This window comes from Flavobacterium sp. (genome assembly GCF_044368995.1).
Lineage (GTDB): Bacteria > Bacteroidota > Bacteroidia > Flavobacteriales > Flavobacteriaceae > Flavobacterium.
The window spans coordinates 1-12,168 of the sequence record NZ_JBIPMS010000044.1 but is presented as its reverse complement, the minus strand read 5'-3'; the positions used below and the strand labels follow the sequence as shown (position 1 = coordinate 12,168).

At 30.0% G+C, this 12,168-nt stretch carries 14 protein-coding genes and 3 tRNA genes; 12 read left to right on the top strand and 5 right to left on the bottom strand.

What is annotated here, in order from left to right; translation table 11 throughout:
* The coding region (locus ACIQ2I_RS04820) for an RNA-binding S4 domain-containing protein (protein ID WP_396181298.1) at nt 1-283 on the top strand (283 nt) is incomplete at its 5' end.
* A gap of 174 nt (nt 284-457) precedes the next feature.
* Nucleotides 458-952, top strand: a complete 495-nt coding sequence (locus tag ACIQ2I_RS04815) for a phosphoribosyltransferase family protein (RefSeq protein ID WP_396181297.1) — start codon at nt 458-460, stop codon at nt 950-952.
* On the opposite strand, the gene ACIQ2I_RS04810 is transcribed toward ACIQ2I_RS04815, so the two are convergent.
* On the bottom strand, nt 944-1,459 hold the full coding sequence (locus tag ACIQ2I_RS04810) for a shikimate kinase (protein WP_396181296.1): 516 nt from the start codon (nt 1,457-1,459) through the stop codon (nt 944-946). The genes ACIQ2I_RS04815 and ACIQ2I_RS04810 overlap by 9 nt on opposite strands.
* A gap of 189 nt (nt 1,460-1,648) precedes the next feature.
* Here ACIQ2I_RS04810 and ACIQ2I_RS04805 point away from each other — a divergent pair.
* The 7 genes from ACIQ2I_RS04805 (at nt 1,649) to ACIQ2I_RS04775 (ending at nt 5,779) form a co-directional block, all read left to right on the top strand.
* Nucleotides 1,649-1,721: transfer RNA gene (locus tag ACIQ2I_RS04805), tRNA-Lys, on the top strand.
* 44 nt (nt 1,722-1,765) lie between these two features.
* Nucleotides 1,766-1,838: transfer RNA gene (locus tag ACIQ2I_RS04800), tRNA-Lys, on the top strand.
* A 42-nt stretch (nt 1,839-1,880) separates the two neighbouring features.
* Nucleotides 1,881-1,962, top strand: a tRNA-Leu gene (locus ACIQ2I_RS04795).
* A 91-nt stretch (nt 1,963-2,053) separates the two neighbouring features.
* Nucleotides 2,054-2,953 carry a MerR family transcriptional regulator gene (locus ACIQ2I_RS04790; RefSeq protein ID WP_396181295.1) on the top strand — a complete coding sequence of 300 codons (900 nt, stop codon included), beginning with the start codon at nt 2,054-2,056 and terminating at the stop codon, nt 2,951-2,953.
* A gap of 24 nt (nt 2,954-2,977) precedes the next feature.
* On the top strand, nt 2,978-4,438 hold the full coding sequence (locus ACIQ2I_RS04785; RefSeq protein ID WP_396181294.1) for a phytoene desaturase family protein: 1,461 nt from the start codon (nt 2,978-2,980) through the stop codon (nt 4,436-4,438).
* A gap of 1 nt (nt 4,439) precedes the next feature.
* Nucleotides 4,440-5,279, top strand: coding sequence for a phytoene/squalene synthase family protein (locus tag ACIQ2I_RS04780; protein WP_396181293.1), 840 nt, complete (start codon nt 4,440-4,442; stop codon nt 5,277-5,279).
* 53 nt (nt 5,280-5,332) lie between these two features.
* Nucleotides 5,333-5,779: a sterol desaturase family protein gene (locus ACIQ2I_RS04775; RefSeq protein WP_396181292.1), complete on the top strand. Its 447-nt coding sequence runs from the start codon at nt 5,333-5,335 to the stop codon at nt 5,777-5,779.
* Between the two features lie 43 nt (nt 5,780-5,822).
* On the opposite strand, the gene ACIQ2I_RS04770 is transcribed toward ACIQ2I_RS04775, so the two are convergent.
* On the bottom strand, nt 5,823-7,454 hold the full coding sequence (locus ACIQ2I_RS04770; protein ID WP_396181291.1) for an ABC-F family ATP-binding cassette domain-containing protein: 1,632 nt from the start codon (nt 7,452-7,454) through the stop codon (nt 5,823-5,825).
* A 90-nt stretch (nt 7,455-7,544) separates the two neighbouring features.
* A complete protein-coding gene (locus ACIQ2I_RS04765; RefSeq protein ID WP_396181290.1) occupies nt 7,545-7,745 on the bottom strand; it encodes a hypothetical protein in 201 nt (66 codons plus the stop codon).
* 380 nt (nt 7,746-8,125) lie between these two features.
* Here ACIQ2I_RS04765 and ACIQ2I_RS04760 point away from each other — a divergent pair, with 380 nt between their 5' ends.
* A complete protein-coding gene (locus ACIQ2I_RS04760) occupies nt 8,126-8,515 on the top strand; it encodes a hypothetical protein (protein WP_396181289.1) in 390 nt (129 codons plus the stop codon).
* 7 nt (nt 8,516-8,522) lie between these two features.
* Here ACIQ2I_RS04760 and ACIQ2I_RS04755 read toward each other — a convergent pair whose 3' ends face one another.
* Together ACIQ2I_RS04755 and ACIQ2I_RS04750 are read right to left on the bottom strand one after the other, a co-directional pair.
* Nucleotides 8,523-9,926, bottom strand: coding sequence for an FAD-binding oxidoreductase (locus ACIQ2I_RS04755; RefSeq protein WP_396181287.1), 1,404 nt, complete (start codon nt 9,924-9,926; stop codon nt 8,523-8,525).
* Between the two features lie 202 nt (nt 9,927-10,128).
* The gene (locus tag ACIQ2I_RS04750; RefSeq protein WP_353078573.1) at nt 10,129-10,503 is read right to left on the bottom strand and encodes a GxxExxY protein; all 375 of its coding nucleotides are present in this window, start codon (nt 10,501-10,503) and stop codon (nt 10,129-10,131) included.
* A gap of 195 nt (nt 10,504-10,698) precedes the next feature.
* On the opposite strand from ACIQ2I_RS04750, the gene meaB reads away from it, so the two are divergent.
* Entirely contained in the window at nt 10,699-11,790 is a 1,092-nt protein-coding gene (meaB, locus tag ACIQ2I_RS04745) for a methylmalonyl Co-A mutase-associated GTPase MeaB (RefSeq protein WP_396181286.1), read from the top strand.
* 46 nt (nt 11,791-11,836) lie between these two features.
* The coding region (locus ACIQ2I_RS04740; RefSeq protein WP_396181285.1) for a DUF4375 domain-containing protein at nt 11,837-12,168 on the top strand (332 nt) is incomplete at its 3' end.

Below are 12,168 nucleotides of genomic sequence, written 5' to 3'. Positions count from 1 at the left end.
TGTTTCTGTAAATAATGTAAAAGCAAAAGCATCCAGAGATGTGTTTCCTTTAGACAAAATTACGCTTAGAAGAGACCAAATAAACTACATTATTAAAGTTTTAGACATTCCGCCTAGTAGAGTAGCCGCCAAAATTGTAGATTTATATAGAAAAGATGAAACACCGCCCGAAACCTTTGAACATCTAGAAATAATTAAACTTGCGAAAGAACATTACAGAGCAAAAGGAGAAGGAAGACCTACCAAAAAAGACAGAAGAGATATTGACGATTACACGGAATAAAAAATGGTAACAAATAAAGAATATTGGGACATAGGTTAAGTTTTGTTACCCTTGAAAGAATATTTTGATCAATTGACAGACAAAAATTATTATATTTTAATTCCGGTTACATATAATTCGATAAAACCACGTGCAAATAAAGAATTGTTTTTTACATTTGAAAAAAAATAAACCATGCAACACATAATTTTAACTCATAAAGAAATAGAACACAAAACAAAACGTATTGCTTACCAAGTATACGAAACATTTGCTAATGATTCTGAATTGGTTATAGCAGGAATTTCAAATAGTGGGTTTGTTTTTGCACAAAAAATTGCCAAACAATTACAAACTATAAGTGATATAAAAATTACGCTTTGCGAAGTACAAATAAACAAACAAAATCCTACGGATAGCATTACTACTTCTTTACCTGAAGCAGCTTATGCAAATAAAAATTTAGTTTTAGTTGATGATGTATTAAATTCAGGTGCGACCTTAATTTATGCCATTAAACATTTCTTAAACGTACCCTTAAATAAATTTAAAACGGCCGTTTTGATTGATAGAAATCATAAAAAATATCCGGTAAAAGCTGATTTTAAAGGATTGTCATTATCTACTTCATTACAAGAACATGTACAAGTAGTTTTTGAAGAACAAAATTCTTATGTTTATTTAAGTTAATTTAGACAGAATTTCTGAAACAATTTCCTGCTCATTTTTATTGTCAACAGAAATAACTGTTTGCACTTGATTGTAAAAATAATTGCGTTCAAATAAATGTTTTGCAACAAATTCATTTAGCGCTTCATCATTTAAATTAGTTAAAATTGGTCTAGTATTTTTTTGAAATTTCAAGCGTTCCGATATTGTACTAACAGACGCTTTCAAATAAAAACTTTTAATATCCTCTATTTGATATAAATCAAAATTATCATAATAACATGGTGTACCACCACCTAAAGCCAAAACATAATTATCTGTTTTTTTTAAAAATGATTCCAAAACTTCTCTTTCTTTTTTTCTAAAGAAAAGTTCCCCTTTTTGTTCAAAAATTTCACTTATCGATGCCTTTATTTCTTGTTCAATAATAAAATCTAAATCATAAAAAGGCAATTCCAACAACTCTGAAATTATTCTCCCAATAGTTGTTTTTCCAGAAGCCATATAGCCAATAAGAATTATTTTCATATTTATGTTGCAATTTTACGGTATAAAAGTATAATAAAATAATGAAATTTTAACCAAAAATGAATCAAACACTTCTTAATTAAGGGGTTATAATTAAATATTAAAAAAATATTAAATTATTACAAAAAAGCTATTGCGAAATAAATAAATCATCATATATTTGCACCCGCAATGAAGAAATAGTTTTTAGACTCTGTAGCTCAGCTGGTAGAGCATTACACTTTTAATGTAGGGGTCCTGGGTTCGAATCCCAGCGGGGTCACAAAAATATTTTCAAAATTTAAAAAATTACAACTTCATTGCTACGACTCTGTAGCTCAGCTGGTAGAGCATTACACTTTTAATGTAGGGGTCCTGGGTTCGAATCCCAGCGGGGTCACAAAAAGAAGTTAAGCGCCAGCTTAGCTTCTTTTTTATTTTTGGCCATGTGGAGAAATTGGTAGACTCGCCATCTTGAGGGGGTGGTGCTTCAAGGCGTATGGGTTCGAATCCCATTGTGGCCACTTTAATAACTTTGTTTTTTAGGATTTTTTTATTTTTATAGCTATAGTTACTAATTTTTATGTACTTTTGTTTAAACTTTTTAAATAAAATATGAACAACATAAAATCTACATTCAGTATTAAAGACCTTGAAAACCTATCGGGAATTAAAGCTCATACTATTCGTATTTGGGAAAAAAGGTATAATTTACTTGAGCCCATGCGAACTGATACTAATATTAGATTATATGATTTAAAAAATCTACAAAAACTTTTAAATGTTGTTTTGTTAACTAATTTTGGTTACAAAATTTCTAAAATTTCAAAGCTGAATCAAACTGAAATTGAAAAATTTTTAGTTAAAATTCAAACCGAAAAAACTGTTAATAATCATGTGATAAGCAGTTTTAAAATGGCAATGTTAAATTTTGATCAACCGCTTTTTGTAAAAACTTACAATGAATTACTTAGTCAGAAAAGTTTTAGTGCCGTATTTTTCGAAACATTTATTCCTCTATTAGAAGAAATTGGCGTTTTATGGACTACTAACACTATAACTCCTGCTCACGAGCATTTTATTTCTCACCTGATTAAACAAAAAATATTAATTGAAATTGAGAAATATCAAATTAAACAAAATTGCGTTTCTGATCAAACTTATATTTTATACTTACCCTTTAATGAAATTCATGATTTAGGTCTTTTATTTTTACATCATGAAATAGTAACAAAAGGTCATCATTCGATATATTTAGGAAGAAGTTTACCTATTGAAAATTTATTGGAATTAAATAATCATTTCAAGAAAATAACATATATCACTTACTTAACGGTTGAACCAAATGAAAGTGAAATTGAAAATTACATTCAAGTTTTTAAAAACACCATATTAAAAGACAATTTAAACGAACTTTTTATTTTTGGTAGAAAAGCACAAACATTAGACAAAACAGCACTTCCTAAGAATATAAAATCTATCGAGAATATAAAAGATTTTTTATTTACATTATAAATTAAAAAAATTTAATTAAAATAGATGCCAAAAACAATACATATTTTAGGATCTGGATTTTCATCTTTAGCAGCGGCTTGTTACTTGGCTAAGGAAGGTAATAATGTAACTGTATTCGAAAAAAACTCAAGTTTAGGTGGGCGGGCACAACAATTTTTTTCAAAAGGATTTACATTTGACATGGGGCCTTCATGGTACTGGATGCCAGATGTTTTTGAAAGTTTTTTTGCTGATTTTAATAAAAAACCTTCTGATTATTATAGCTTAGAAAAATTATCGCCAGGATACAGAGTGTTTTTTGAAAATGATACGCATTTTGATGTTTCTGATGATTTAAATATTATTATTTCCGATTTCGAAAAAATAGAAAAAGGAAGTGGTAAAAAATTAAAAGAATTTATTGACAACGCAAAAAACAATTACGACATAGCAATCAAAGATTTAGTGTACCGACCAGGTGAAAGTATTTTAGAATTAATTACACCACAAACCGCATTAAAAATAGACCAATTTTTTTCAAACATCAAAAGAGATGTTCGTAAGAAAATAAAAAACAAAAACTTACAACAAATTTTAGAATTTCCGGTATTGTTTTTAGGAGCAAAACCTTCAGATACACCCTCTTTTTATAGCTTTATGAATTATGCCGATTTTGGTTTAGGAACATGGCAACCAAAAAACGGTTTTTATGATGTTGTACAAGCAATGGTAAAAATGGGTACTGAATTAGGTGTTTCATATCATACAAATAGTTCAATTTCGAAAATCATTGTAGAAAATAATATTGCAACTGGTATTGAAATAAATAATGAAATATTTAAAGCTGATGTATTACTTTCTGGAGCTGACTACCATCATACCGAAACACTATTACCTGCTAAAAACAGACAATATTCTGAAGCGTATTGGAACAAAAAAACATTTGCTCCTTCTTCCCTATTATTTTATGTAGGTTTTGATAAAAAATTAGAAAATGTTTGTCATCATAATTTATTTTTTGATTCTGATTTTGAAAAGCATGCTGTAGAAATTTATGATAATCCAGAATGGCCATCAGATCCATTGTTTTATGCAAATTTTACGTCTATAACAAATAAAGAAACCGCTCCAGAGGGTTGTGAAAATGGCTTTTTTTTAATCCCAATTGCACCTAATTTAGAAGATACTGAAGAATTAAGAGAATTATATTTTGAAAAAATAATTTGTCGTTTTGAACACATTACAAAACAAAGTGTTAGAAAAAATATTATCTTTAAAAAATCTTTCTGTGTTAAAGATTTTAAGTCAGAATACAATTCCTATAAAGGAAATGCATACGGAATGGCAAATACGCTTTTGCAAACTGCCGTTTTACGACCTAAATTAAAAAGCAAAAAAGTTAAAAATTTATATTTTACGGGGCAATTAACCGTACCTGGACCAGGTGTTCCACCAGCATTAATATCAGGTAAGTTAGTTTCTCAATTAATAAAAAAATACCAATAATATGAAGGCATTATTTGATACCGTTTCATTTGCTTGTAGTGTTAAAGTTACTAAAGCATATAGCACCTCATTTTCTTCTGCTGTAAAGATGTTAGCACCATCAATTAGACAAGATATTTATAACATTTATGGTTTTGTTAGATTTGCAGATGAAATAGTGGATAGTTTCCATGACTATAATAAAGAACTTTTGTTTGAAAAATTTGAAAAAGAATTAGAAGATGCAATTCAGGACAAAATTAGTTTAAATCCTATTTTAAATTCCTTCCAACATACTGTAAACAAATACAATATTAGTCATGATTTAATTGGTGCTTTCATGAAAAGTATGAAACTTGATTTAGTAAAACAAGAATACAAAACCACTGAAGAATATCACGAATATATTTATGGGAGTGCTGATGTAGTTGGATTAATGTGTTTGATGGTTTTTGTGAATGGTGATGAAAAAAAATATGAAGAGCTAAAAGAATCTGCTATGAAATTAGGTTCTGCTTTTCAGAAAGTGAATTTCTTGAGAGATTTAAAAGCTGATTTTGAAGGATTAAATCGTACTTATTTTCCAAATACCGATTTGAATAAGCTAACAGAAACTTCAAAAAAAGAAATTATTGATGATATTGAAGCAGATTTTAAAATGGCATACGAAGGCATTTTACGATTACCAATTGAAGCTAAGTTTGGGGTTTATACAGCCTACAGATACTATAAACGTTTATTGAAAAGATTGAAAACAACTCCTTCAACAGAAATAAAAAATACACGAATTAGAGTGCCTGATTACGAAAAAGCCGAGCTTTTAGCCCGTTGTTATGTAAAATATAGATTAAATTTACTTTAACCGATTAATTATGAAAAATTGTTAGTTAACTGTAAAACTTTTAAACAAAAATTATGTGGTTGTATATTGTAGTGTTTCTTCTAACATTTTTTATAATGGAATTTATGGCGTGGTTTTCACATAAATTTATTATGCATGGATTCCTTTGGAGTTTACACGCTGACCATCATAAAAAAGACCATGATTCTTGGTTTGAAAGAAATGATGCTTTTTTTATATTTTATGCTGTAGTAAGTATGTTTTTTTTCTACTTATGGCAAAACAAAATTTTAGCATCCGGATTGGCAATTGGTTTGGGTATTTTTACCTATGGTTTAACTTATTTCTTTGTACACGATATCTTTATTCACCAACGATTTAGACTTTTTAGAAACGCCAACAACAAATATGCTCGTGCCTTAAGACGTGCACATAAAATGCACCACAAACACGTTGGAAAAAACCAAGGCGAATGTTTTGGGATGTTATTATTTCCGTTTAAACATTACAAAAACGCATAAAAAAAGCCCCCAAAGGAGCTTTTTTATTGTTTCTAATTTAGTTTTATTTTTCAATTTCTTTCAAACTTTCCATTTTCTTAAACGCTAAGAACCCTTTGATGTCTTCGAAATGTTCTTTGACGCGTGTATTACCAAATTCAAAAACTTTTGTGGCTAAACCATCCAAGAAGTCACGGTCATGAGAAACTAAAATTAATGTGCCATCAAAATCGCGTAAAGCATCTTTGATAATATCTTTTGTTTTCATATCTAAATGATTCGTTGGTTCATCTAAAATCAAAACATTTACGGGTTCTAATAATAATTTAATCATGGCCAAACGTGTTTTTTCACCTCCAGAAAGTACTTTTACTTTCTTTTGAATATCATCACCTTTGAACATAAAAGCCCCTAATAAATCTTTAATTTTCGTACGAACATCGCCTACAGCAATTTGGTCTATAGTTTCAAAAATTGTCATTTCACCATCTAATAATGACGCCTGATTTTGAGCAAAATAACCAATCTGAGAATTATGTCCCACTTCTAATTTTCCCTCAAAATCAATTTCATTCATTATGGCTTTTATCATGGTAGATTTTCCTTCTCCATTTTTTCCAACAAAAGCTACTTTCTGTCCTCTTTCAATAACCATTTGGGCATCTTTAAATACTACATGGTCGCCATATTTTTTCGATAAACCTTCTACTACCAATGGATATTGTCCAGAACGTGGCGATGGCGGAAATTTTAATTTTAAGGCAGAGGTATCTAGTTCGTCTACTTCTATTGGAACAATTTTTTCTAACATTCTAACGCGAGATTGTACTGCATCTGTCTTAGAAAATGTGCCTCGAAAACGATCAATAAATACTTGATTGTCTGCAATGAATTTTTGTTGCTCGTCAAACGCTTTTTGTTGGTGAATTCTTCTGTCTTTTCGCAATTCTAAATATTCAGAATAAACAGCTTTATAATCGTAAATTTTACCCATTGTCACTTCAATAGTACGATTTGTAATATTGTCTACAAATGTTTTATCATGGGAAATTACCATTACCGCTTTTGCCGAATTAATCAAAAAATCTTCTAACCACTGAATACTTTCGATATCCATATGATTGGTTGGCTCATCTAACAAAATTAAATCTGGTTTTTTTAATAAAATTTTAGCCAATTCAATACGCATTCTCCAACCACCTGAAAATTCTTTTGTTAAACGAGTAAAATCTTCTCGTTCAAAACCTAAACCTTTTAATACTTTCTCTACTTCAGCTTCATAATTTACTTCTTCAATGGCATAAAATTTTTCAGAAAGTTCAGAAACGCGTTCAATTAATTTCATGTACACATCACTCTCATAATCCGTTCTAATAGTTAATTGCTCATTTATGTCGTCAATTTCTTTTTTCATGTTTAAAACCTCAGCAAATGCTTTAGAGGCTTCTTCCATAACTGTACAATTGTCCGAAGTCAACAAATGTTGGGGCAAATAGGCAATTACTGCATCGCTTGGAGCTGAAATACTACCACGTGTAGCTTTATTTTCTCCTGCCACAATTTTCAAAAGAGTTGATTTTCCAGCGCCATTTTTACCCATAAGGGCAATTTTATCATTTTCATTTATGGCGAAAGTAACATCGCTAAAAAGTGTGGTTCCGCCAAATTCAACGGCGATATCATTTACTGTAATCATTTTTTAGGGTGTAAGGTTTTGGGTAATGGGTTAGAGGATTTGTAAATTATATAAAACTTTTCACTATTTACTAATCACTAGTTACCACAATTACATATTCATTTTAAAATCTTCAATAACATCTCTTACTTTCATAAAATTGTCTTCTTCAATAAACAATTCAATTATGGCTGTATTTCCTGAATTTTGTTTGTTTTCTCGTTGTATCACGATTACATTTTCAGCTTCAACAACGGCTTGTAATTTTGAAGCAATTATTGCTTTTCCAGAAAATATCTTAATTAGTCCCATGTTTGTAAGTTTGGATTTTTGAGGTGCAAATATAGTCTATTTGAATAATTTTAGACAAAATTGAAAGATTAATAAATTATTGTTTTATTTTTTTTCAACAATACAAGTAAAACCTAATTTAAACTTGATGCATTTCAGAAAAAAAGTTATATTTACAAAACAAATAATGTGAAGTAATTCTTAAATTAGACACCCATGGCTAAAAGTCAAGACGCAAAAAAGGTTCAAAAAAAGGAACCTTTGAAAACCGCTAAGGAAAAAAAAGAAGAAAAGCGCGATAAAAAAAACAATCCGAAACGAGATTAAATAACCCGTCCTGAATTAGCAATAATTGAGGACTTTTTTTGTACTAAACTTTTAGTACTTTTACAAAAAAACAAATGATCTATTCCGAGCAGATAAATGTAATATTTGAACATTTAAAAACCAGTTTAGCAAATGGCACTTTTGCCAAGTTGACTTTGGGAAAAACCGTTGGAAAAACCGAGTTAACAAATATATATTTCCGAACGATTGTAGAGAATGAAACTTTAAAATTTAATATTACTTTTAGATATCTATCTGAAGAAATTATAGAAATAAAGCCTATTGAAGATGTAGTTATGCTTTTAAGTCAATACCTCAACAATCCGTTTTTAACGGTGATTTTATTTACCACAGAAAAAGATATTTTGATAAAACTTAACAAAAAACGCATTGCAACAGTAACAGAAATGGATAATACGTTTAAAAACGCAGATCCTGTTTTGTTAGGATATCTAAAAAAATAAAACCCTTTTACAATTCATCTGGGAAAATTTTCCCTGGATTTAAAATATTATTAGGGTCAAAAACTGCTTTTATGCGTTCCATAATTTCCAGATGTTCCTTCTTAAAAGCAATATTCATATAGTTTTTTTGTACCAATCCAATGCCGTGTTCTCCAGATAACGTACCTTTTAGAGATACTGTCAATGCAAAAATTTCTCGAATTCCTTTTGGAACTTCTGTTTTCCAATTGTCATCAGTCATTGTGCCTTTGATAATGTTTACGTGTAAATTTCCATCACCAGCATGTCCATAACAAACTGATTGAAATCCGTATTTTGAACCAATTTCCTTAATTCCTTTTAATAATTTTGGCAACTCATAACGCGGTACCACTGTGTCTTCTTCTTTATAAATTGAATTTGCCTTTACAGCTTCAGCTACACCTCTTCGCATTTTCCAAAGGGCATTTTTTTGATCTTCTGTATCTGCAAATAATACTTCATCGATTTCAAATTGTTCTACCACTTCCAATATTTTTTCTGCTTCTTGCATTAAAATTTCAGGGTAATTACCATCTACTTCAATTAGTAAATGGGCTTGATGTTCTGGTTTTACATCAACAGAAATGCCATCTAAATAGGTAACCGACCAATCTATGGCATCGCGCTCCATAAATTCTAAGGCACTGGGTACAATTCCAGCTCTAAATATAGCAGAAACGGCTTCACAAGCTTGAGAAGCTTTATAAAAAGGGACCAATAACAACACATTATGTGTATTTTGCGGTATTAGTTTTAAAACAATTTTGGTTACAATTCCCAAAGTTCCTTCACTTCCCACCATTAATTGGGTTAGATTATAACCAGTTGAATTTTTTAACGTATTGGCACCTGTCCAAATAATAGCACCCGTTGGTAATACCACTTCTAAATTCAATACATAATCTTTTGTTACGCCATATTTCACAGCACGTGCGCCACCAGCATTTTCGGCAACGTTGCCGCCAATCCAACAACTTCCCATACTACTTGGGTCTACAGGATAAAATAGGTTTTTTTGTGTAACTGCATCTCGTAAAACTTGAGTAATTACTGCTGGTTCAGTAGTGACTTGCAAATTATTTTCGTCAATCTCTATAATTTTATTTAATCGCTCAAGTGACAAACCAATTCCTCCAAAAACAGATAATGCACCACCGCTTAATCCTGTTCTAGCACCTATTGGAGTAGTTGGAATTTTATATTGATTGGCAATAATTAAAATTTCTGAAATTTCTTGTGCATTAGCGGGTTTAATTACAACTTGTGGCGGAAAAGACAAATCTTCGGTTTCATCATGACCAAAATTCAAAAGTGTTTCTGCATCCGTAAAAATAAAATTTTCACCTACAATAGCGGTTAATTTTTGATAAGCTTCTGTATTGAAATTCATAGTTTTAATAGGTTTTTATATTTTTGCCACAAATTCACAAATTATTATTTTTTTTAATTCGAAAAAAAAAATTCACTAAATAGGAACAAATGTAATTTATATTGTAAATTTAAATTTGTCAATTCGTGGCAAAGCTTTATTTGCAACAAATTATTTTATATTAATGTTTTATTTACTTTGCATATTTAGAATTTAACAAATGTTACAAAACAATTCTTTTGTATTCTAAAGAATTATTATTAAAATTTACAATTATTGCTAATTTATTGGCTGAAACTTTCAAATAATTCATTGCTTGCGCAATGTGCGAATCAGAAATAGAATTACAACATTTTACTTCTAAAATGATTTTATCAAATAACACAAAATCTGCATAAAATTTATGTTTCAAAAATATATCTTTATATTTAACATTATATTCTTTCTCTCTTTCGAAAAAAATCAAAGATTTTTCTAATTCGTATTCAATTGCATCTTTATAAACAATTTCAGAAAATCCTTTCCCTAAATTTGAATGAATATCAAACATAATACCCATTATTTTATAACTTTCAGATTTATAAATTATGTTTGACATTTACTTATATTTTTGAATTTGTGGCTTTTATTTATTTGATTATGAAATTTACTTCTTTTGAAAACTAATGCCCTAGCCCTGATAGGAGCGGTATCCTTAATTTTTACTTGTTAAAGAGTAAAATTTAAGATATAGCGGATAGCAGGAATGGCTTCATTTAAAAAAAATTATTACTTTTACACAAAGCAATTTTAATTGAGTAAAAATAATAAAATATCTGCACTTTCCGAAAAAGACGGAATAATAAAACCTGAAATACTAAGTTCTCAGGTAGCAAAGCATATTCAAGCGTTTAGAAAGCTAAAAATTAGTGCGGCAGAATTGATTGAAAAAATTATTTTAGGCGACAAAGTGGCTTTGAGTAGAGCCATTACCTTAATTGAAAGCACCAATCCTATCCATTTTGAAAAAGCTAATGAAGTCATTAATGGTTGTTTGCCCTTTGCGAATCAATCAGTTCGAATTGGTATTACAGGTGTTCCTGGTGTAGGAAAAAGTACTTTTATAGAAGCGTTTGGAAAACACCTAACCAACATTGGGAAAAAAGTTGCAGTTTTAGCTGTTGATCCAAGCAGCACACTGAGTCACGGTAGTATTTTGGGAGACAAAACCCGAATGGAAGAATTGGTAAAAGATGAACTTGCATTTATACGACCAAGTGCTTCTGGTGAAAGTTTAGGTGGTGTAGCCCGAAAAACTCGAGAAGCGATTATTTTATGTGAAGCTTGCGGATTTGATACTATTATAATTGAAACTGTTGGTGTAGGACAAAGTGAAACTGCTGTACATAGTATGGTAGATTTCTTTTTACTTTTGAAAATTTCGGGAGCCGGAGATGAGTTACAAGGTATAAAGCGCGGTATTATGGAAATGGCTGATGCAGTGGTAATTAACAAAGCTGATGGCGACAACATCCAAAAGGCAAAAATGGCGCAAATAGAATTTAACCGGTCTTTGCATTTGTTTCCTATTAAAGATTCGGAGTGGCAACCAAAAGTCACTACTTGCAGCTCAATCACTTCGGATGGTATTTCAGAAGTGTATTCGATTATTTTAGAATATATTTCTCAAACAAAAGCATCTGGTTATTTTAATGGCCACCGAGAAGCACAAAACCAATATTGGATGATGGAAACTATAAACGAACAACTGAAAAATAGCTTTTACCAACATCCGGAAATTATCAAACAAGTAGAATCCGTAAAAAAACAAGTAGTACAACACGAAATATCTCCTTTTGTAGGTGCCAAATATTTATTAGAACTTTTTAAGAAAATAAGGGATTAAGAAGTATTAAACTAATTTCAAAACAAATAAAAAATAAAATCATTACATGCAAAATATTGAAACCGTATTACAATTTGAAGATGAAATAGCTATAATAGAAGCTGTTGGCACCCATATTTGGGATAAAAAGCTAAAAACAGATTTAAACCACGCCGAAAAAACATTCGTACTTGTGGATATTTTTGAAGCTGCAATGAATGAAGGTGGTTTGCACTATTTTTTTAACAATGAAAGCGGCGATTTTGTTGCTGAAATTATTCAAGCATATAAAGAGATTGAAGCGACTAAAACAGCTGCATTACTGACAAAAGCATTTCAATTATTTACAGTAAAATATATAGAAAACACCACTAAAAGACAAGAAGTTATTACCAAGCT